The 21,200-nt window shown below is 72.9% G+C and carries 18 protein-coding genes; 7 read left to right on the forward strand and 11 right to left on the reverse strand.

The genetic code is table 11. The features are described from left to right. Positions 1-3: 3 nt before the first annotated feature. From ACO06A_RS01380 to ACO06A_RS01395, 4 genes are read right to left on the reverse strand one after another with little or no spacing between them, the layout of a single operon-like run. The gene (locus tag ACO06A_RS01380) at positions 4-1,026 is read right to left on the reverse strand and encodes a glycosyltransferase family 2 protein (protein WP_421734375.1); all 1,023 of its coding nucleotides are present in this window, start codon (positions 1,024-1,026) and stop codon (positions 4-6) included. Continuing rightward, positions 1,019-2,332: a lipopolysaccharide biosynthesis protein gene (locus ACO06A_RS01385; RefSeq protein ID WP_421734376.1), complete on the reverse strand. Its 1,314-nt coding sequence runs from the start codon at positions 2,330-2,332 to the stop codon at positions 1,019-1,021. The genes ACO06A_RS01380 and ACO06A_RS01385 overlap by 8 nt, the downstream gene beginning before the upstream one ends. Further along, entirely contained in the window at positions 2,329-2,739 is a 411-nt protein-coding gene (locus tag ACO06A_RS01390; RefSeq protein ID WP_421734377.1) for a DUF2304 family protein, read from the reverse strand. Before ACO06A_RS01390 ends, ACO06A_RS01385 begins: the two co-directional genes overlap by 4 nt. Next, entirely contained in the window at positions 2,736-3,479 is a 744-nt protein-coding gene (locus ACO06A_RS01395; protein WP_421734378.1) for a glycosyltransferase family 2 protein, read from the reverse strand. The genes ACO06A_RS01390 and ACO06A_RS01395 overlap by 4 nt, the downstream gene beginning before the upstream one ends. Before the next feature lie 104 nt (positions 3,480-3,583). Between ACO06A_RS01395 and ACO06A_RS01400 the strand changes: the two genes are divergently transcribed. Further along, positions 3,584-5,146, forward strand: coding sequence for a DUF2142 domain-containing protein (locus ACO06A_RS01400; protein ID WP_421734379.1), 1,563 nt, complete (start codon positions 3,584-3,586; stop codon positions 5,144-5,146). Here the strand turns inward: ACO06A_RS01400 and ACO06A_RS01405 are convergent. Continuing rightward, entirely contained in the window at positions 5,131-6,261 is a 1,131-nt protein-coding gene (locus ACO06A_RS01405) for a glycosyltransferase family 4 protein (RefSeq protein ID WP_421734380.1), read from the reverse strand. The genes ACO06A_RS01400 and ACO06A_RS01405 overlap by 16 nt on opposite strands. Positions 6,262-6,332: 71 nt before the next feature. Here ACO06A_RS01405 and rfbA point away from each other — a divergent pair, with 71 nt between their 5' ends. Next, positions 6,333-7,202 (forward strand): glucose-1-phosphate thymidylyltransferase RfbA, encoded by an 870-nt coding sequence (gene rfbA, locus ACO06A_RS01410; protein ID WP_421734381.1) that lies wholly within the window; start codon positions 6,333-6,335, stop codon positions 7,200-7,202. Here the strand turns inward: rfbA and rfbD are convergent. Beyond that, positions 7,199-8,044 (reverse strand): dTDP-4-dehydrorhamnose reductase, encoded by an 846-nt coding sequence (gene rfbD / locus ACO06A_RS01415; protein WP_421734383.1) that lies wholly within the window; start codon positions 8,042-8,044, stop codon positions 7,199-7,201. The genes rfbA and rfbD overlap by 4 nt on opposite strands. A gap of 87 nt (positions 8,045-8,131) precedes the next feature. On the opposite strand from rfbD, the gene ACO06A_RS01420 reads away from it, so the two are divergent. After that, complete coding sequence (locus tag ACO06A_RS01420; RefSeq protein ID WP_421734384.1) at positions 8,132-8,764, forward strand: dTDP-4-dehydrorhamnose 3,5-epimerase family protein; 633 nt, start codon at positions 8,132-8,134, stop codon at positions 8,762-8,764. Here ACO06A_RS01420 and ACO06A_RS01425 read toward each other — a convergent pair. Then, on the reverse strand, positions 8,750-9,856 hold the full coding sequence (locus tag ACO06A_RS01425) for a glycosyltransferase family 4 protein (RefSeq protein WP_421734385.1): 1,107 nt from the start codon (positions 9,854-9,856) through the stop codon (positions 8,750-8,752). The genes ACO06A_RS01420 and ACO06A_RS01425 overlap by 15 nt on opposite strands. Positions 9,857-9,888: 32 nt before the next feature. On the opposite strand from ACO06A_RS01425, the gene ACO06A_RS01430 reads away from it, so the two are divergent. Together ACO06A_RS01430 and ACO06A_RS01435 are read left to right on the forward strand one after the other, a co-directional pair. Continuing rightward, positions 9,889-10,854 carry a glycosyltransferase family 2 protein gene (locus ACO06A_RS01430; RefSeq protein ID WP_421734386.1) on the forward strand — a complete coding sequence of 322 codons (966 nt, stop codon included), beginning with the start codon at positions 9,889-9,891 and terminating at the stop codon, positions 10,852-10,854. Then, complete coding sequence (locus ACO06A_RS01435) at positions 10,851-13,223, forward strand: glycosyltransferase (protein ID WP_421734387.1); 2,373 nt, start codon at positions 10,851-10,853, stop codon at positions 13,221-13,223. The genes ACO06A_RS01430 and ACO06A_RS01435 overlap by 4 nt, the downstream gene beginning before the upstream one ends. 9 nt (positions 13,224-13,232) lie before the next feature. On the opposite strand, the gene ACO06A_RS01440 is transcribed toward ACO06A_RS01435, so the two are convergent. The 4 genes from ACO06A_RS01440 to ACO06A_RS01455 are packed head-to-tail and all read right to left on the reverse strand — an operon-like array spanning position 13,233 to position 18,791. After that, complete coding sequence (locus ACO06A_RS01440; RefSeq protein WP_421734388.1) at positions 13,233-15,719, reverse strand: glycosyltransferase; 2,487 nt, start codon at positions 15,717-15,719, stop codon at positions 13,233-13,235. Continuing rightward, complete coding sequence (locus ACO06A_RS01445; RefSeq protein ID WP_421734389.1) at positions 15,716-16,690, reverse strand: GDP-mannose 4,6-dehydratase; 975 nt, start codon at positions 16,688-16,690, stop codon at positions 15,716-15,718. Before ACO06A_RS01445 ends, ACO06A_RS01440 begins: the two co-directional genes overlap by 4 nt. 4 nt (positions 16,691-16,694) lie before the next feature. Continuing rightward, positions 16,695-17,681 (reverse strand): GDP-mannose 4,6-dehydratase, encoded by a 987-nt coding sequence (locus tag ACO06A_RS01450; RefSeq protein ID WP_421734390.1) that lies wholly within the window; start codon positions 17,679-17,681, stop codon positions 16,695-16,697. A gap of 54 nt (positions 17,682-17,735) precedes the next feature. Next, the gene (locus ACO06A_RS01455) at positions 17,736-18,791 is read right to left on the reverse strand and encodes a class I SAM-dependent methyltransferase (RefSeq protein ID WP_421734391.1); all 1,056 of its coding nucleotides are present in this window, start codon (positions 18,789-18,791) and stop codon (positions 17,736-17,738) included. Positions 18,792-19,032: 241 nt separating this feature from the next. On the opposite strand from ACO06A_RS01455, the gene ACO06A_RS01460 reads away from it, so the two are divergent. After that, complete coding sequence (locus tag ACO06A_RS01460) at positions 19,033-19,935, forward strand: ABC transporter permease (RefSeq protein WP_421734393.1); 903 nt, start codon at positions 19,033-19,035, stop codon at positions 19,933-19,935. Continuing rightward, positions 19,935-21,155 carry an ABC transporter ATP-binding protein gene (locus tag ACO06A_RS01465; protein ID WP_421734394.1) on the forward strand — a complete coding sequence of 407 codons (1,221 nt, stop codon included), beginning with the start codon at positions 19,935-19,937 and terminating at the stop codon, positions 21,153-21,155. Before ACO06A_RS01460 ends, ACO06A_RS01465 begins: the two co-directional genes overlap by 1 nt. Positions 21,156-21,200 lie beyond the last annotated feature (45 nt).

Consider the following 21,200-nt stretch of genomic DNA (forward strand, 5'->3'; position numbering starts at 1 on the left):
AGGTCAGACGAAGCGCCGGACCAGCCGCCAGTACCCGGCCAGGATCACCTGGAGCACCTCGGCCCCCGCGGGCAGGGCGAGGGCGACCGGCGAGAAGCGCGCGACCCAGAGCCCGACCAGGTCGCGGTCCGGGACCGTCCGCGCGGCCTGCACGGCCGAGCGCCGCGACCGCACCCAGCCCAGGTGTCGCAGCACCCACACCCAGCCGGCCACCTTCTGCCGACCCCAGCCCTGGAGGCCCGCGACGAGCGCCATCGCCAGCTCGAAGCCGACGAGGGCCGGCGCCAGGAGCAGCAGGGTCCGCGTCCCGTAGGACGTGAGGACGAAGAGCAGGCGGTTGCGCTCCAGCAGGTACATCTTGCGAGGGTTGCGGCTGAACGCGTAGTGGTGCACGACGACCGCCCCGGGCACGTACCGCACGCTCCAGCCGCGCTGCCACGACCGCCAGCTGAGGTCGAGGTCCTCCTGGTAGGCGAAGAACTCCTCGGGGAACCCGCCGAGCGCGTCCCACACCGCGCGACGGAGCACCAGGGTCGCGCCGGTCGCCGACGCCACGTCGCGCGCCACGCGGTGCTGGGACGCCGGGTCTCCGAGCCCGCCGGCCCAGCTCAGGCCCAGGACGTGCAGCGGGTTGCCGGCCGTGTTCATGGTCGACGGGTCGTCGGCGAGCCGGACGTCCGCGCTGGCGATCCCGACGGCCGGGTCGGCCGCCACCGCGACGAGGGTGGCCAGGGCGTCGGGCGCGACGATCGCGTCGCTGTTCACGAGCGCCAGGTACTCCGCCGCACCCTCGCGCGCGCCGAGGTTGACCCCGCCGGTGAACCCGAGGTTGCGCGCCGGCCGCAGCAGCGACACCCCGCGGTCGGCGCACAGGGCGTCGACGTCGTCGCGCGTGCACCCGTTGTCGACCAGCACGAACCGCACGTCGACGCCCGCGGAGGCCAGCACCGCGTCGATCGCGTCGGCGAGGTACGGCTCGTCGCCGAAGGCCAGCATCACGACGTCGACCACGGGCTGCTCAGCCATGGCGGACCTCCCCCACGACGGTCCGCCGCCACCGCGCCGTGCGGGCCACCAGCGCGACCGCCAGCACCAGCACCGCGACCCCCGAGCCGACGACCAGCGCCGTCGCCGCGACCCCCGTCACCGATCCCTGCGCGAAGCACGCGACCACGAGCGCCAGCAGCCCCGCCGTCCAGCCGACGACCACCCACCGCTCTGCACCGAGCGCGAGGAGCGCCTGGGCACACAGCTGCGCGAGCATGAACAGGGCGCCCGACACGGCGATCAGCAGGATCACCTCCTGCCCGACGCCGAACTCGTCGCCGAACAGCAGCCCCACGAGGGCGTCGCCCCAGATCCACATCACCAGGACCCCGACGCCGGCGATGGCGGCGGTGAGACCCGTGACCAGAGCGAGCCGCCGGACGAACCCGGAGACGGAGCCGGCACCGACCAACGAGGCGAGCCCGGGCAGCAGCACCGCCTGCACCGCCGCGAACAGGAACACGGGCACCCGCGCGATCACGAGAGCCGCGAGGAACTGGCCGGCGAGCGCCTCCTCGCCCGGTGACGCGAGCACCTGCACGACGAGGGGGCCGGCGTTGGCCAGGAGCTGCGAGGTGACGGACGCGACGAGGAGGACCACCATCGCCCGGACGACGTCGCCGCGGACCACCGGCGGTCCGGGCGAGACGAGCTCGGCCCGGTGCCGCGGCGTGGTGACGAGGACCGCGACGAGCGGCGCCACGACGAGCACCACCCCGTACGCAGCCGCATCCCGCACGCCCAGCGCGGCCAGCACCGCGGCCGCCGCGACACGCAGGACCCCGTCGACCGCGAGCTGGGCTCCGTAGTGGCCGAAGCGTCCGTTGCCCGCGAGCAGCCCACGGACCGCGTACGACAGACCCATCCCGACGAGCGCGAGCACGAGCAGCAGCACGAGCGAGCGTCGGCCCCCCAGGAGCTCGGAGGCCAGCAGGGGCGTCGCGACGAGCGAGACGACCACGACCGCCGCGCCGACGACCACGCCGAACCGCAGCACCGCGGCCGCGACCGGCCGGTTGCCCTGACCGAGCGCGCGCCGGGCCGCCGTCGTGCGCCCGAGCTCCTGCTCGAACGGCAGGAACAGGCCGATGCCGACGGCGTTGAGCAGCGTCCACAGCACCGACAGGGGTGCGAACAGGGCGGGCCCGAGGGTCTTGCCGGCGAGCCCGAGGAAGCCGAACGTCGCCAGCCCGAAGACACCGAGGCCCAGCGCGACGGGGACGAACCCACCCCGGCCGCGGTCCGCTGCGGCCGCCGGAGCGAGCTCGTCGACGGCGTCCGTCATCCGGCCGCGCCGCCACCGGGGCCGGGATCGGCGACCGGCGGCTCGGTCGCGCCCAGGCCGGCGTGCCGCTCGAGCGTCTCGATGCGGTTGCGCAGCAGGGCCGACTCCTCGGCGAGCGTCTGGTTCTCGTGCTCCAGACCGCTCACCTCGCCGCTCAGCTGCACGCACACCACCAGCAGGACGAGGAGGCCCAGGAAGAAGACCAGGTTCACCGGGGTGGTCACACCGACCAGGTCGGCGAGCCACGCCGGGATCTGCGGGAAGAACGCGCCCAGCAGGACCACCACCGCCACGCCGATCCACAGCGCGGCGTACTTCTCGCGCAGCCGCCGGCGCCGGAGCAGCTCCACCATGAAGGCGAGCGTGACGAGCCCGCCGACCAGCGCGAACAGGTAGCCGCCGGTCACACGACCACGGCCTCGGCCTGGCCGACGACGGTGCGGCGACGGGTCAGCGAGATGAGCAGCGCCAGGCAGGCCCGCAGGAGGTAGACGGTCGCCTTGAGGGGACCCTGCGAGGGCCGGCCGGCCGTGCGCTCCCGCATGGAGACCCCGATCTGCTCCACGGTCAGGCCGCTGCGCAGGGCGATCACGAGGGACTCGACGGTGTCGCCGAGGTACTCCGCCGGGTAGTGCACCGCGAACAGCCGCACGGCGCGCGGCCCCGCTCCCCGGAAGCCCGAGGTGGTGTCCGTCAGCCGCGTGCCGGCCATGCGGCTCAGCGTCCCGGCGAGCACCTGCATGGCCCAGCGCCGCGGCCCGCGGACGTCGTACTCGCCGGTGCCGGCGAAGCGGGCGCCGATCACGATGTCGGAGTGCTGGAGCTGCTCGACAATCCGGGGCACGTCGCGCGGGTCGTGCTGGCCGTCGGCGTCCACCTGGACGACGACGTCGTAGCGCTGCTCGATGGCGTACCGGAAGCCGGCCCGCATCGCGCCGCCGACCCCCAGGTTGAACGGCAGGTCGAGCACCGGGACGCCGTGCCGACGAGCCACGGCGCTGGTGGCGTCGGCCGAACCGTCGTTGACCACCAGGACGCCGACGTCGGGCAGGTGCTCGCGGATCTCCCCGAGAACGGCCGGCAACGAGTGCTCCTCGTTCCACGCCGGGAGCACGACCAGCACGCGCTGGACGGCAGGGGTGGGCATGGCGCCAAGGGTAGCGGCGTCCAGGAACGCGGTAAGCACACCTAGACTTGCGCGCGCCTCGCCGATCGCTGGGTCGGCACCGTCGCCACCCGAGGACGACCGACATGACTGCGCGCGCCGACGCACCGACGCCCACCACCGCCCGGACCCGCGGCCCCGTGCTGCGCTGGCTCGCGGTCGGGGCGCTCCTGTTCGGCCTCGGCGCCCTGTGGTCGCTGGCGGTCCCGCTGATGGCCTCGCCCGACGAGCCCAGCCACGTCGTGCGCGCCGCCGCGGTGGCCCGCGGCCAGCTGTCGGGCACGGCGAACGACGCCCCGCAGAGCACGCAGCGGCCCGGCGTCGGCACGCTCGTGCGCCTGCCGTCGGACTTCGCCGCCGCGCTCGCGCTGCCCAACTGCTTCGCGTTCGACCGCGACCAGCCCGCCGACTGCCAGGAGGACCTCCCCGCAGCGGGCCCGGAGGTGCTGGTCGAGACCTTCGCCGGGCAGTACCCGCCGCTGTACTACGCGCTGGTCGGCTGGCCGTCGCTCTTCCTGTCCGCGGGCCCGAGCATCGTCGCGATGCGGCTGGTGAGCGCGGCGATCTCCGCCGCGCTCCTCACCTGGGCGGCCTTCCGGCTCACCACCACGGCGGGCAACCGGGCCGGTCTGTGGGGCCTGGGCGTGGCGATCACGCCGATGTGCCTGTTCCTGGCGGGCACGGTCAACCCCGCCGGGCTGGAGATCAGCGCCGCGGTCGCGTTCTGGGCCGCGTGCCTGGTGCTCGTCTCGCGCGACGGCCCGGTCAGCACGGCCGCGCTGGTGCAGGCGGTGGTCAGCGGCGCGCTGCTCCTCAACATCCGCGCGACCGGACCGGTGTGGGCGCTCGCGATCGTCGTCGTCGCGCTCGTCGCGGCTCCGCGCGGCAGGTGGCGCGAGCTCCTGCGGCCGCCGTCCGCGCGCTGGGTCGGCCTCGGCGCGGCCGTCGCGGTCCTCGCGTCCGTCGGCTGGCTGGCCACGCACGGGTCGGTCGTCACGACGCGCGGGCTGTACCCGCAGTTCGCCGACCTGCGCACGGCGGTCCTCGGGATCCTGGGTGACGGCTTCCTGTACCTCCAGAACATGATCGGGGACTTCGGCTGGCTCGATGCCCCGGCTCCCCCGCTGACGTTCGTCGGCTGGTACCTCGCTCTCGGCGCGCTCCTGCTGCCGGCCCTGGCCGCCGCACGACCGGGCCGTCAACGGGCCGCACTCGGCCTGCTGGTCGCCGGCGTCGCGGCCGCACCGCTGATCCTCCAGCTGCCCACGGTCGTCGACACCGGTCTCATCTGGCAGGGCCGCTACGCGCTGCCGATCGCGGTCGGCATCCCGCTGCTGGCCGCCCTCGTCCTGCGGGTGGACGGCACCGAGTCGGGCGAGGCCCACCGCCGCACCGCCCGGGCGGTGGTGCCCGTGCTGCTCGTCGCGCACGTGGCCGCGTTCTGGTGGGGCTCGCGGCGCTACGCCGAGGGCCTGGACGGGCAGCTGATCACCGGGACCCCGGACTGGTCCTCACCGATCGGGTATCTCTCGGGGATCGCCATGTACACCGTGGTGGCGTCCGGGCTGGCCTGGGCCCTCTGGTCGTTCTACCGTCCGGCACTTGTCGAGAGTGCGCAGCCGACGGCCGCTGCTCACGCGGAGGCGTGAACCGCCTGCTCGTAGGCGGCGACGGTGGCGACCGCAGTCGCGTCCCACGTGAATCCTGACGCGCGCGCGACGGCCGCGGCCGACAGCTCGGCGCGCCGGGCGGGGTCGGCGAGCAGGGCGGACAGCGCGGTACCGATGCTCGGAGCGTCCGTCCCGGTGTACTCGACCGCGTCGCCGCCCACCTCGGAGAGCGAGAGCTCCCGCGTGGTGAGGACCGCAGCACCGCAGGCCATCGCCTCCAGCACGGGGAGCCCGAAGCCCTCCCCGAGGCTGGGGTACGCCACGACGGTCGCCCCCGACAGGTAGGGCGCGAGGTCCTCCAGGGGCAGGTAGCCGGGCCGCACGACCCGCAGCCCCGCGGGCACCGCCGCCACGGCAGGGTCCACCTCGGTGTCCCAGCCCCGGCCGCCCGCGAGCACCAGCGCCGGCGCCTGCGCGCCCTCGTGCTCCACCGCCGACGCCCAGCCCCGCACGAGAGCGGGCACGTTCTTGCGCGGTTCCAGTGTCCCGAGGAAGGCGACGTAGGGCGCCGACCCGATCCCGAGGGAGCCCCGCACCCGCTCCACGGCCGCTCCGTCCGCGGGGTGGAAGAGCGCGGTGTCCACCCCCAGGTAGGCGACGTGGAACCGAGCCGGGTCGCCCCCGACGTAGTGCCGCACCTCGTTCCCGGTGGCCTCGGAGTCGACGACCAGAGCGGACGCGCGCTTGACGGCCGTGCGGATCGCGCTCCGGAAGAACCGCCGCTTCAGGCCCGAGTGCAGCTCCGGCAGGGAGAAGAAGGTCGCGTCATGCAGCGTGACGACCACCGGCACGGAGCCGGAGCGGGGCATCGTGTAGTGCGGGCAGTGCAGCACGTCGGCGCGCACGGCGCGGGCGAGGCGGGACAGGTGGGTCTGCTCCCACAGCAACCGCGGACCGCGGCTCGCCACCCGCGGCGGTGCCACGACGATCTCGGCCTGGGGCACCACGCCGGCGATCGTCCCGGCGTCACGCGGCTGGCACACCACGACCAGGTCGAGCCCCTGCCGGGCGAGCGCGGGGAGCAACGCGTCCACGTAGCGCCCGACACCTCCACGGTCGACGGGGATGGCCGTGGCGTCGAGCAGGATCCGCATCGGGCCAGCGTAGGTGCCCTCGACGCGCGCGATTTGCTGGTCCGCCGTCCCGATGCACCACTATGGGCCCCATGCGAGGCATCATCCTGGCGGGCGGCTCCGGCACACGTCTGCACCCCATCACGCTCGGCGTGAGCAAGCAGCTGGTCCCGGTCTACGACAAGCCGATGATCTACTACCCGCTGTCGACGCTGATCCTGGCGGGGATCCGGGACGTGCTGATCATCACCACCCCGCACGACGCGGACCAGTTCCGCCGCCTGCTCGGCGACGGCTCGCAGTTCGGGATCTCGATCAGCTACACGGTCCAGGCCGAGCCCAACGGGCTCGCGCAGGCGTTCGTGCTCGGCGCGAGCTTCGTCGGCACCGAGCCCGCCGCGCTGGTCCTCGGCGACAACATCTTCTACGGCCCCGGGCTGGGCGCGAAGCTCCAGCGGTTCGAGAACATCATCGGCGGCGCCGTCTTCGCGTACCGGGTGGCCGACCCCACGTCGTACGGCGTGGTGGAGTTCGACGACGCCGGCCGAGCCCTGTCGCTCGAGGAGAAGCCGGTCAAGCCGCGCTCGAGCTACGCGGTGCCGGGTCTGTACTTCTACGACAACGACGTCCTCGCGATCGCCCGCGACCTTGCCCCGTCCGCCCGCGGCGAGTACGAGATCACCGACGTCAACCGGACCTACCTCGAGCAGGGCCGGCTCCAGGTCGAGGTCCTCCCGCGCGGCACGGCGTGGCTGGACACCGGCACGTTCGACTCGCTGCTGGAGGCCTCCGACTACGTGCGCACCATCGAGCACCGGCAGGGCCTGAAGGTCGGGGCGCCCGAGGAGGTCGCGTGGCGGCGGGGCTTCCTGTCCGACGACGAGCTGCGCGAGCGCGCGGAGAAGCTGGTCAAGTCGGGGTACGGCACCTACCTGCTCGGGCTGCTCGAGCAGGGCCGCTAGGCCAGGACGCTCGGCGCGGCCTCGACCCAGCGGTCCTCCCACGCGCCGATCGGCTCGATGCCGGCGGCGCGCAGGGCGTCGTGGCCGAGCACCGAGAACGCGGGCCGGGGCGCGGGACGCACGAAGGCCTCGCTCGTGGTCGGGTGCACGATCGCGGGGTCCATCCCGGCGGCGCCGACGACCGCGGCCGCGAAGCCGTGCCACGACGTCGAGCCCGACGAAGTGCCGTGGTAGGTCCCCGCAGGGACGCCCGCCTGCACGAGCCGGTGCACGAGGTCGGCGAGGTCGGCGGTCCACGTCGGCTGGCCCAGCTGGTCGGCGACGACGTCGAGCGACCCGCGCTCGCGGGCCGCGCGGGCGATCGTCTTCGGGAAGCACGCGCCGTGCGCCCCGTACAGCCAGGCCGTCCGCACCAGCAGGTGGTCCGGGCACTCCGCGCGGACGGCCCACTCCCCCGCGACCTTCGTCCGCCCGTAGGCCGACCGCGGGGCGGCCGCCGCGTCCTCCGCGTACGGCTGGTCCGCGTGACCGTCGAAGACGTAGTCCGTCGAGATGTGCACCAGTCGCGCGCCCGACCGGTTGCTCGCCCGGGCGAGGGACGAGGCGGCGACGGCGTTGACGGCGAACGCGGCCGGCTCGTCCGTCTCAGCGGCGTCGACGGCGGCGTAGGCGGTGCAGTTGACGACGATGTCGTACCCGTGCACGACGGTGCCGACAGCCACCGGGTCGGTCACGTCCAGCTCGGTGCGGGTGGTGCCGACCACGTCCTCGCCCCGCGCGCCGAGCAGCGCCACCATCTCCTGGCCGAGCATCCCGCTCGCACCGACGACCAACCACCGCACGACGACTCCCTCTGCTGATCCGACGAGCCAGGCTAGCCGCCCGGGTACCCTGGCACGTCCGCCACCCGACCCCCGAAGAGGACGACGATGACGTATCGCGAGCTCGCGGTCCCCGGCGCGTGGGAGATCACGCCCGTCCAGCACGGAGACCCCCGCGGCGTCTTCCTCGAGTACTTCCAGGGTGGTCCGTTCGCCGAGCGCACCGGCCACCCCTTCGGCCTGCACCAGGCGAACCTGTCGGTGTCCGCGGCGGGCGTGCTGCGGGGCATCCACTACGCCGACGTCCCGGTCGGGCAGGCCAAGTACGTCACCTGCGCCAAGGGCGCCGTGCTCGACGTCGTCGTCGACCTGCGCGTCGGCTCGCCGACCTTCGCCACCTGGGACACCGTGCTGCTCGACGACGTCGACCGCCGGGCCGTCTACCTGAGCGAGGGCCTCGGGCACGCGTTCCTGTCCCTCGAGGACGACTCCACGGTGCTCTACCTGTGCTCGGAGCCGTTCACCCCCGAGCGCGAGCACGGCGTGCACCCGCTGGACCCCGACGTCGGCATCGTGTGGCCGACGACCGCCCGGGACGGCTCCCCGCTGACCCCCCAGCTGTCCGCCAAGGACCTGGAGGCGCCCACGCTCGCCCAGGCGCTGGCCTCCGGGGCGCTGCCGCAGGCCGACCAGGTCGCCGCGTACATCGCCGGCCTCGCCTACGGCTCAGCCGGCCGCTGAGCGGTACACCTCGGCGTGGGCCGCGGCCGACGCCGCCCACGTGAACTGCGCGGCGCGCTCCCGGAGGCCGTCCGCGTCGTCGCGCCCCACCGCGGCGACCAGGCCGGCGGCGATCTCGTCGACGTCCAGCGGGTCCACCAGCACCCCCACGTCCCCCGCGAACTCGGCCATCGAGCTGCCCGCCGAGGTGACGACGGGGACGCCGTGCGCCATCGCCTCGAGCACGGGCATGCCGAACCCCTCCCACAGCGACGGGAACGCGAAGGCGTCGGCGCCGGCGTACGCGATCTGGAGGTCGGTGTCGTCGAGCCGGCCGAGCAGGTGCACGCTGCCCGCGGGCAGCACGGCCAGGGCTCGTTCGACGTCGCGGGACGTCTCGCCCCAGCCGTCGGGGCCGACGAGCACCAGGTCGTGCTCGAGCTGCCCGCCGGCCCGCGCGGCGGCGAACGCCTCGACCAGCCGCACCACGTTCTTGCGGGGCTCGAGGGTGCCGCACCAGAGCACGTAGGGGCGGTCGACGCCGGAGCGCCGCCGCCAGCCGGCCACGTCCGAGGCGCCGACCTCGGCCGCGCGGACGCCGTGCGGCACCACCGTGACGTGCTCGGCGGCGAACCCGTGCGCGACGCAGTCGTCCCGGGTGGTGCCCGACGGGACCACGACCTGCGCGGCCTCGGCGCGGACGATCTCGACCGCCCGCCGGAAGAAGGCGTTGCCCCGCGCGGTGAAGTGGTCGGGCTCGCGCAGGAACGCGAGGTCGTGCACCGTCACCACCAGGGGGACCTTGCGCCCGGGGATCGCCCAGGTCGTCGCGTGCACGACGTCGAGCGGTCCGGTGAGCGACTCCGCGCGCGGGCGGCGCAGCCGGCTCCAGGCCTCGTAGAGCGCCAGTCTCGGCAGGGGCGCGTGCACCACGCGGCCCGTCGGCGCCGGCCGCGGGACCTCGTCGTCGCCGTGGCGGGCCGCGATCCCGACCACGTCCACCGTGGGGTCGTCTGCGAGCGCGCGGGTGAGCTCGGCGATGTACGACCCGGAACCACCGGGGACGGGCTGCCAGCACTGCTCGACGGTCAAGGCGGTGCGCAGGGGGTCCACGAGGCCCGAGCGTATAGACCTAGACTCGCCGCGTGCCTCCCGCTGTCGCCGCCCGTGTCGTGGTGGTCACGTGGAACGGCGCTCACCTGCTGCCCGCGTGCCTCGACTCCCTCGAGTCGCAGACCGTGCGCGACTCCCTCGATGTGGTGGTCGTCGACAATGCCTCGCAGGACGGCACCGCCGAGCTGCTGGCCGACCGGTACCCGGGCGTGCGGGTGGTGCGGGCGCCGCGGAACCTGGGCTTCGCCGGGGGTGCCGCGCTCGGCATGCGGGACCGCACCACCGAGCACGTGGTCCTGCTGAACAACGACGCGACGTTCGCGCCCGACGCGGTGGAGGTCCTGCTCGGCGCGTTCGACGGCCCCGGCAACGAGCGGGTGGGGGCGGCCACAGCGCGGATCCTGCTGACCGGCACCGAGCCCGTGCTCGTCAACTCCACCGGCAACGTCCTGACCGCCCAGGGGGCAGGCACCGACCGGGACTACCGCCGACCGCTGGGCACCGAGTCGACCGACCCCGACGTCTTCGGCTTCTGCGGGGGCGCGGCGGCGCTGCGCCGCGAGATGCTCGACGACGTCGGGGGCTTCGACCCGACCCTGTTCCTGTACTACGAGGACACCGACCTCTCGTGGCGGATGCGCGCCGCCGGGTGGTCGGTGCGGTACGTCCCCGGGGCGCAGGCGGTGCACGAGCACGCGGCGAGCAGCGGGACGGACAGCCCGGTCTTCCGCTACTACAACACCCGCAACTCTCTCGTCGTGCTCACGCGGCACGCCCCCGCAGCGCTCGTCGCCCGCTCGGTCGGCAGGCAGAGCGCCGGGCTCTTCCGAGCGGTCGTCCGGCGCAGCACGGCCGGCACCACCCGCGCCCGAGCCCGCGGCCTGGCGCACTACGTCGGCAGGCTCCCCCGCACGCTCGGGGAGCGACGTCGGTTGTGGCGCGATGCCACGGTGACCCGGTCGACGGTGGCGCAGTACGTGGGACGGGGTGCGGCATGACGGCGGTGCACGGCGTCCTGGTGAGCACGGCCGGGACCGCGGCGCAGGCCCGGTCGACGGTCGCGAGCCTCCTGGCCGTGGCACCGTCGACGACGGCGCACGTGCTCGATCTCGACGGCACCTACCTCCCCGTCGGCGACGAGCGCGTCCTGCGGCCCGCCGATGTCGGCATCGACGACGGGGAGCTGCACCGGCTGGTGGTGCGCGCCGAGCCCGCGGAGCTCGTGGAGCAGCTCCGCCCGCTCGCGGCGCGCGCCGTCGCCCGCGCCGCGGGTCCCGACGAGGTCCTCCTGGCGGTCGCCGCGGGCGTCGTGCTCCTGGCACCGCCGACCGAGCTGGTCGAGCAGGCGGCCGCGCACGGCGTCGCCCTCGTCCCGCGGACGGACGTGCTGGTGCCGCGCGACGGCAGGCACCCCGATGCCGCCGAGCTGGCCGCCGCGGGCGCGTACGACAGCGCCCTGGTCGCCGTCCGGGCCGACCGGGACGCACTCCTCGACGCCTGGGCGGCGGCCACCCGACCCGACGGTGCCGGATCGGCGTGGCTGGACCTGGTCGCGGCCACGAGCTCCCCCGGCACGGTGCACGGCCCGAGCACGCTCGTCTCCGCAGGGAGCCTGCGCCCCGAGCACGTCGTGGCCGAGCGACCCGACGGCGGTCTGTCGCTGGACGGGCGGCCCGTCGTGGCGCTGGACCTGAGCCGCGTCGACCCCCGCGCTCCGTGGCTGCTCGACGCCACGGCGACGGAGGACCCCCGCGCCCGGCTCAGCGAGCACCCGGTCCTCGCGGGTCGCATCGCGGCCCACGCAGCGGCGATCGCCCAGGCTCCGGTCGGCACCGGGGACTGGGACCCCACGACGACCGTGCTCGGCCTCCCCGTCGACGCACCGCTGCGCCATCTCTACGGCGCGGCCGGGCCGGACGCGCCTGACCCGTTCGCCGCCGACGGGAGCGACGCGCTGCTCACCTGGCTGACCCAGTCGCCGCCGGACGGAGGCCCCGGCCGCTACCTCCTGGCGCTGCGCTCCGTGCGGCCCGACCTCGTCCAGACCTTTCCCCGTGTGCCGGGGCCGGACACGGCCGGCTACGTCGACTGGGTCGTGGCGCACGCCGCGGGCGAGGGCTACCCGGAGCAGCTGCTCGCCGCCGCGGTGCAGGCCGCACGGGCCGCGCGACCGGTCACCGGGCGACCCGAGCCGGGTGTCAACGTCGTGGGATTCCTCCGCGGTGAGCTGGGCATCGGCGAGTCCGCACGCCTGATGGTCTCCGCGCTGCGCGCCGCGGGCGTCCCGTACACCGAGCGTTCGGTCGACCTGCACCTGGCCAGCCGGCAGCGTGCCGGTGAGGCGAACGCGGTCGACCCGGCCACGCCCGGCCGTCTCGACACGAGCATCCTGTGCGTCAACGCCGACCTGACCCCCTCGATCGCGGCGACGGTCCCCGAGCTGCTCGACCGGACCTACCGGATCGGCATGTGGTACTGGGAGGTCGAGGAGTTCCCGGCCTCGCAGCACGGCGGGTTCGCGGCCGTCGACGAGGTCTGGGTGGCCACCGACTTCGTGCAGCGGGCGATCGCTCCGCACGCGCCGGTCCCGGTGCGGACGATCACCCCCCCGCTGCCGCAGCGCCGACCGCTCCCCGCGGACCTCGACCGCGCCGCGCTCGGACTCCCCGACGGCGTCCTCTTCCTCTTCGTGTTCGACTACCTGAGCACGTTCGAGCGCAAGAACCCGCTCGGTCTGGTCGAGGCGTTCACGCGGGCGTTCGCCCCCGGGGAGGGACCGGTGCTCGTCCTGAAGTCGATCAACGCAGGACGACGGCCCGCGCAGGCGGAGCAGCTCCGGCTGGCGGTCGCCGGCCGCCCGGACATCCACCTGCTCGAGGACTACCTCGACGCCGATGCCCGGGACGCCCTGGTGTCCCGGTGCGACTGCTACGTCTCGCTGCACCGCGCGGAGGGGCTCGGGCTCACGCTCGCCGAGGCGATGGCGTACGGCAAGCCCGTGGTCGCCACCGGCTACAGCGGCAACCTGCAGTTCATGACCGACGAGAACAGCTTCCTCGTGCCCTGGACCCCCGCGCCGATCCCGCACGGCGCCGAGCCGTACCCCGCCGGGAGCACGTGGGCCGAGCCCGACCTCGACGCCGCGGCCGCGCTGCTCCGACGGGTGGTCGACGAGCCGGACGAAGCCGCCGAGCGCGGCGCCCGGGCTGCGCAGGACATCGCGACGCGGCACTCGGCGAGTGTCGCGGGTGCGGCGGTCGCCGCGCGCCTCACCGAGCTGGCGTCAGCGCGGCGCCGTCGGTCCCGCGCGCACCCGCTCGCCGACGCCCAGTCGTTCGCCCGCCGGCTCGCCGGGCGCCTGCGCTGATCGGGTCGGTCAGCCCCGCCCGGTCACGCGCGTGACCCGACCCCAGGCGCGTCGGCTGACCTCGCTCACGCCGCCCGCGCGCAGGTAGTCCCGGGCGAGCGCGACGTCGGCACGCACCGAGCGCTTGGGACCGCGGTCCCGGGCCCGTGGCTGACCTGTCACACCCACGGGCACGGCCAGGTCCGCGGCGCGGCGTGGCGTCCGGCAGAACTCGACCAGCGGGGAGAGCACGCGGGACCACCCGAACGTCGCCGCGTAGTCCGCGACGGCCGCGCGTGCCGCCGCAGCGGCCGGCTCGTCGAAGAGCATCTCCTCGAGGGCCGCCTCGAGCGCCTCCACGTCCTGCGCGGGCACCGTCCGCCCGAGGCCGTGCTCGCGGATCAGCGCGCCGAAGGTGTCCCCCTCGGTCGCGACGATCGGCAACGACGCCCACAGGTAGTCGAGGATGCGCGTGCGGAAGCTGAACGCCGTCTCGACGTGCTGGAAGTGGGTCGAGACGCCGACGTCGGCATCGAGCAGGAAGTCCGCGCGCTCCTCGTAGGGCACCCAGCCCTCGTTGAAGAAGACGTGCCGGCCGGTCAGCCCGAGCTCGCGGGACAGCTCCTGCGTCTCCCAGGCCACCCGCATCTTGGGCACCCCCGGGTTCGGGTGCTTGAGGCCGAGGAAGAAGAGCCGGACCTCCGGGTGCCGGTCCTTGAGCCGGTCGACCGCGCGGATCAGGGTCAGCGGGTCGAACCAGTTGTAGATCCCGCCGCCCCAGAGGATCACCTTGTCGTCCGGGCCGATGCCGGGGACCGTGCCCTTGATCCCGTGCTGCCTCTGCACGGGCGCGGAGTCCTCGATGCCGAACGGCACCACCGCGAGCAGGTTGTCCAGGTTGGCGTCCTCGTCGTACACAGCCGGGCTGATGCGGCCCTGTCCGGCCAGCTGGCCGAGCCAGAAGTCCCGCTGCTTGTCCGACGCGCACAGCAGGAAGTCCGCACGACGCAGCTGCTCGTTCAGGGCGTGCGTCGTCACGTCGATCGCGTTCTGACGGCCGTCGGGGCCCAGGTCACGCGCCTGCTCGAGCTGCTCCAGGTGCATCGGGTCGTAGATGTCGGCGACGATCACCTTGCCGCTGCCCTTGAGCCACGGCGCCGTCTCCAGCAGGAACCCCTGGAAGATGATGACGTCGGCCCAACCGGTCGGCTCCTTCAGACCCGTGCCCGCGGCGTACTCCACGGAGAAGTCCGGGCTGGTCCGCTTGGCGCCGGCCGTCGAGACGAGCCGGACGTCGTGGTCCGGGGCCAGCGCCTTGGCGATCTCCCAGGCCCGGATGGCCGGCCCGGCCATGCGCTCGAGCAGGGGCTCGCCGGTGACGACGAGGATCCGGTGCCGAGCGGTGAAGTGCTCGACGATGCCGAACGCCTCGAGCAGCACCTCGTGCGCGGCCAGGTACGCCGGCTGCCCGTAGGCGGGCTCGATGGTCTCGCGGAACAACGGGAACAGCTCGCGGTCGCTGCGGCGGCGCTTGCCCTGGAGCTCCCGCCGGGTCACCAGCAGGCTCGGCAGCTGCTCCACGAAGTAGTCGATCGCGTACGGCCCGGTCAGCGCCATCTTGGGGATCTCGACCGTGCCGACGTCGTCGCCACCCGGGGAGCGCTGGAGGTCGAGCGTGGTGGCGTCGACCCCGGTGCGGGCGACCGACCGGCGCACGGCCAGCGCCATCGCCGCGGGGAGCGCCCGCGCGAGGGACTCGTCGTCGTAGTTCTTGTACATCGCCAACAGCGCGTTGCGCTCCAGCAGGTAGCTCTCGCGGAAGTTGCCGAACTTCTTCATGGTCACGTGGTGCTTGTGGTACGCCACGGACCCCGGCACGTACCGCACGCGGTGCCCGAGCAGGTTCAGCCGCCAGCCGAGGTCGACGTCCTCGTAGAACATGAAGAACCGCTCGTCGAACCCGCCGACCTCGCGGTACAGCTCGGTGCGGACGAACAGCGCGGCGCCCGTCCCGAAGAGCACGTCCTTCGCCGTGTCCCACGCGCCCGTGTCCGGCTTCTCGACCTCGCGCTTGTAGCCCATCCCGAACCAGGTCAGCGATCCGTCGACGTAATCGATGAGGTTGCCGTCCCAGTCGAGCACCTTGGAGGCGACCGAGCCGATCGTGGCGTCCTGCTCGAGCACCTCGACGGCCGCGCGGACCCAGCCCTCGCCGGGGCGCGCGTCGTTGTTGAGGAACGCGACGTACTCCCCGGTCGCGTGCGCGACCCCGAGGTTGCAGCCGCCGGCGAACCCGGTGTTGGAGCCCGAGTCGACCACCAGGGCGCCGGGGACGGCCGCGCGGATCCGCTCCGAGCTGCCGTCGCCGGAGTCGTTGTCGACGACCACGAGCTCGAGGCGGTCGACGGGCCAGTCGACGTCGTCGAACGCCTTCAGGGCCGTGATGGTGTCGTCCGCGCCCTTGTAGTTGACGAGGACGACGGTGACGACCCCGGCACGGACGGCGGGCGTGCTCATCGGGCGTCCCGCAGCAGCGCGACGTCGTGGTCCACCATGCGCCCGACGAGCTCCTCGAAGGACACCGTCGGCACCCAGCCCAGCAGTTCCCGGGCCTTGGTCGCGTCGCCGGACTGCTCGGCGGCGTCGGCAGGGCGGACGAAGGCCTGGTCGGTCTCCACGTGGCTCTCCCAGTCGGTCACACCGGCGTGCACCATGGCCGCCTCCACGAACTCGGCCACCGAGTGCGTCAGACCGGTCGCGACGACGAAGTCGTCGGCGGTGGGGTGCCGCAGGGCGCGGGTCATCGCGTCGACGTAGTCGGGCGCCCACCCCCAGTCCCGGCGGACGTCGGTGGAGCCGAGCGTGAGCACTCCCCCGCCCTCGTGCGCGATCCGCGCCGCGGCGGCCGTGATCTTGCGGGTGACGAAGGTGGTCGGCCGCAGCGGCGACTCGTGGTTGTAGAGGATGCAGGTGGCGACGTGCAGGCCGCGGTCCCGGAAGATGCCGGCCATCTGGTGCGCGTAGGCCTTCGCGGCACCGTAGGGCGAGATCGGCTGGATCGGCGTGCCCTCGTCCTGCGGGGAACGCTCGGGCCGGCCGAAGATCTCCGCGCTGGACGCCTGGAGCACCCGGACCGGTCGGCCGGTGCGCTCCTGGAGACGCGCCGCGGCCTCGAACACGCCGACCGGCGCGAGCCCGCTCACCTCGCCCGTGAGCGCGGGGTGCTCCCACGAGTACGCGACCGAGCTGATCCCCGCGAGGTTGTAGATCTCGTCCGGGGACACCGCGTCGACCAGCTCGGCGATGCGGGCCCGGTCCGTGAGCTCACCCTCGTGCAGCACCACGCCGTCGGGCAGGTGCTGGCGGTGCGAGTCGGCCTCGTCCGCCGACCGGACGAGGCCGTGGACCTCGACGCCCTCGGCAGCGAGCACCCCCGCGAGGATCGTGCCGTCCTGACCGCTGATCCCCGTGACGAACGCCCTCGTCACGCCGTCACCGGCCATTCAGCGCGCGCTGCTCCTCGAGGTCGTTGTCGACCATCATGGTGACCAGCGTCGGGAAGTCGACCTGGCGCTTCCAGCCCAGCTTCTCCTGAGCCTTCGACGGGTCGCCGATGAGCAGGTCGACCTCCGCGGGCCGCATGAAGCGGGGGTCCTGCTTGACCAGGGGCTCCCAGTCGTCGATGCCGACGTGCTTGAAGGAGATGTCGAGGAGCTCGCGGATCGAGTGAGTCTCGCCCGTGGCCACCACGTAGTCGTCGGCCTCGTCCTGCTGGAGCATCCGCCACATGGCGTCGACGTAGTCACCGGCGAAGCCCCAGTCGCGCTTCGCGTCCAGGTTGCCCAGCGTGATGTCGTCCTGGAGCCCGAGCGAGATCCGCGCGACGGCCTGCGAGACCTTGCGCGTGACGAACTCCGGCCCACGGCGCGGCGACTCGTGGTTGAAGAGGATCCCCGAGGAGGCGTGCATGCCGTACGACTCGCGGTAGTTGATCGTCATGTAGTGGCCGAAGACCTTGGCCACGCCATAGGGCGAGCGGGGCCACAGCAGGGTGTTCTCGCGCTGCGGCACCTCCTGCACCTTGCCGAACATCTCGGACGACGACGCCTGGTAGAACCGCACCTTGCTCAGGTCGTCGCCGGCGTACAGCCGCACGGCCTCGATCATGTTGAGCACGCCCTTGCCCGTGACGTCGCTGGTGACCAGCGCGTTCTCCCACGAGTAGGCCACGAACGAGATCGCCCCGAGGTTGTAGACCTCGTCCGGCCGAGCAACCTCGAGCGCACGGATGAGGCTGGAGAAGTCGGTCAGGTCACCGGTCAACAGCTTCACGTCCGGCAGGAGCTCTCGGACGAGCCCGTACTTCGGGTTGTTCTGGCCGCGGATCAGGCCGTAGACCTCGTATCCCTTCGCGAGCAGGAGCTCGGAGAGGTAGAGGCCGTCCTGGCCAGTGATACCGGTGATGAGTGCGCGGGGCATGACTTCCTCATGGTTTCGGGACCGGGTGACTCGGAGATCTTAGCGGCAGCAGGTTCAGGGCTTGCGGGCGACGACGAGGTAGTCCTGCGCACCGAAGATCGCGTGCGAGGCCGCCTCGAGCACACGCGCGGCCGCGGCAGAGTCCACCTCGTCCGGCCCCACGATCCCCGAGGCGTCGGCCGGGTGCACGTAGTGGAGGTGGACCTCCTCGAACCCCCGGTGCTCGACCAGGAACTGGAAGAAGTGCGGGTGCACGGGGCGCAGGTGCGTCGGGTCCAGGTAGAACGACGACGCGCCGACCACGATGTTCATCGGGTTCGGCGTCTCCATGAGCAGGATCCCGCCGGGTCGGAGCGCGACGAAGGCCGCGTCGATCAGTCGACGGAGCACCGGCAGCGGCAGGTGCTCGGCCACGTGGAAGCCCGTGACGGCGCCCAGGGTGCCCGGCTCCACGGCCTCGAGGTACTCCAGCAGGTCACCGAGGCGGACGTCGAGTCCCGCTGCCCTGGCCGCCTCGACCATGCCGGTGTTCGAGTCCACACCGATGGCGGGCACCGAGGACTCCTTCAGGACCTGGAGCCACTCGCCGCGCCCGCAGCCGAGGTCGAGCGCGGGCGCGTCCGAGCCCACCAGGGAGGAGACCCATTGGACGGCGTCGCGCTGCCGCTCGAGGATCGACTCCCGGGAACCCCGGAACCGTCGCTCGAACTCGACGTAGCCGTCGGCGTCGAGGATGTCGTCGTCCGAGGACACCCCGGACGGGTCGAGAGTGTCGACCCGGTCGGCCAGCGCCCTGACGTGCTCGCGTCGGGTCAGCTCGAGTCGTTCCAGGTCGTCGATGCGCGCCAGCAGGGCGGCGAGGTCGGCCGACGTCTCGCGGGACTGCGCGACTCGATCGCTCTCCGCGCGCTCTACCGCGCTCGAGAGCATGCCCAGGGCCGTGATGACGCGGGTGAGGAGCTTGCGCGCAGCGGGTGACGCCACACGCTTGGCCAAACCTCGCGCGCCGTCCCGGGTCACGAACTGGTCCGCGGCGTACTCCCGCGCCGCTACGGCTTGTACGGCCGCGGGTGTGCTGAGCAGCGCGTCATCGGGCTGCCGTCCGTTCACGGGAGCTGGGTGCTCCTCCCGACCGACCATCACTGAGCTCCTCACCTCGTCGACGCCCCCGCGCACTGGTACACCCTAGGTGGGGACGAAGTGCCCACCCGTCGCGGAGCGGTTCGCGTGCGGGTGACGCCGGGGAGAACCACCCGCAAGGGTAGAGTGACGTTCCGCTCGCGCCTTTGCGCGCGCTGCGTGTGCCACGGTGCCCGGCGCGAGCGAGCGATTCCCCGACGATCGGAGCCGCATGACCATCAGTGCCCAGGAGCGGATAGCAGCCGTCTCCCGTGAGCCGTTGAAGGCGACCGGGCGCACGCGCGGCTGGTCGGGCGCACTGAAGTCGATCCAGGACATCTGGGACCGGCGCGAGCTCTTGGGCCTGCTCGTCCGGCGCGAGCTCCGCGCGAGGTACAAGGACAGCGCCCTCGGCTTCTTCTGGTCCCTGGTCCGCCCGTTGACGATGCTGCTCGTCTACTACGTCGCCATCGGGAAGTTCCTCGGAGGCGAGCGGGCGATCCCGTCGTTCGCCATCTTCGTCTTCACCGGTCTGACCGCGTGGTCCCTGTTCTCCGACATCGTCGCCGGCGGGACGGGATCGATCGTCGGGAACGGCGGCCTCGTCAAGAAGATCTACCTCCCGCGCGAGGTCTTCCCGCTCAGCGTGGTCGGTTCGGCCCTGTTCAACTTCGCGATCCAGCTGGGCATCCTGATCGTCGCCACGGTGGTCCTCCAAGAACCTCCCCAGCTGTCCACGTTGTACTACGCACCGCTGTCTGCTGCGGTCCTCCTGGTCTTCGGGCTCGCGCTCGCGCTGACCCTGTCGGCCCTGAACGTCTTCCTGCGGGACGTCCAGTACCTCGTCGAGGTGGTGCTGATGGTGGCCATGTGGGCGTCGCCCATCGTCTACTCCTGGGCCTTGGTCGACGAGGCGCTCCCCGACGGGTTGCTCAAGGACATCTACCTCGCCAACCCGGTGACACTCTGCGTGCTCGGCTTCCAGCGGACGTTCTGGGCCGCGGGCGCCAACGCCGCCTACCCCGACCACCTCACCATCCGGCTCCTGATCGCGCTGGGCATCAGCCTGGTGCTCCTGGTGATCGGCCATCGCGTGTTCGCGAGGCTCGAGGGCAACTTTGCGCAGGAGCTGTGATGTCGACGAGTGAGATCAGTGTCGTCCGGGTCCAGGACGCGTCGAAGCGCTTCATCATCCACAAGGAGAAGTCGCTCAAGGAACGCGCGATCGGCCTGTTCAAGGACCGGGAGCGGGGCAAGGACGACTTCTGGGCTCTGCGTGACGTGAACCTGGACATCGAGGCGGGATCGACCGTCGGGCTGGTCGGGCACAACGGGTCCGGCAAGTCGACGCTGCTCAAGCTCATCGGAGGCATCCTCCAGCCGACGACCGGGAGCGTCGAGCACCGTGGACGGGTCGCTGCCCTCCTCGAGCTCGGAGCGGGCTTCCACCCGGACCTGACCGGTCGCGAGAACGTCTTCCTCAACGCGTCCATCCTCGGCCTGAGCCAGAAGCAGACCGAGAAGCACTTCGACGAGATGGTCGACTTCTCGGGCATCGAGCGGTTCATCGACACCCAGGTCAAGTTCTACTCGTCAGGGATGTACGTCCGGCTCGCGTTCGCGGTCGCCGTGCACGTCGACCCGGAGATCCTGCTGGTGGACGAGGTCCTCGCCGTGGGTGACGAACCGTTCCAGCGCAAGTGCATGGACCGCATCCACGAGTTCCAGTCCGAGGGCAGGACGATCATCCTCGTCTCGCACTCCGCGCAGCAGGTCGGCGAGCTCTGCGACCGTGCCGTGGTCCTCGACAACGGACGAGTCATCTTCGACGGGCTCCCCCAGCGGGGGTTGCAGGTCCTGCGCCAGGGGTACGAGGACGCGCGCCAGGAGGAGCTCGAGATCAAGGCGATCGTCGCGCCCAGCACCCAGGCGACGCTGGCCAAGGTCGAGCTGTTCGACCGCACGGGATCCCGTGCCTCCGAGTTCGACGCGGGCGACTCCCTCGAGGTCGCGCTGACGTTCCGCAGCCCCACCCCGCTGACTCGCTGGCGCGCCGGCATCTCGATCGAGACACCGCTCGCTCAGGTGGTCTACGGCACCAACACGGAGCTCGCGGCCGTCGAGCTGCCGACCCTCATGGGAGAGCGTCAGGTGGTCTTCCGGATTCCCCGGCTCGACCTGGTCACGGGCCAGTACTACGTCACGGCCGCGCTCGAGCACGCCGACGGGACCGCGATCGACTGGAAGTCCCAGGCCGCCATGTTCACCGTTCACTCCGACACCCGGGCGGTCGGCACGGCTGATCTTCGACCGCTCATCGAGACCCGCTCCACCCAGGACCGCTCGCTGGCCTAGCGCCCCGAGCACCGCCATGAGATCGCTAGTACCGGACGAGGAACT

It is taken from the genome of Cellulomonas sp. (genome assembly GCF_965229465.1).
Lineage (GTDB): Bacteria > Actinomycetota > Actinomycetes > Actinomycetales > Cellulomonadaceae > Cellulomonas.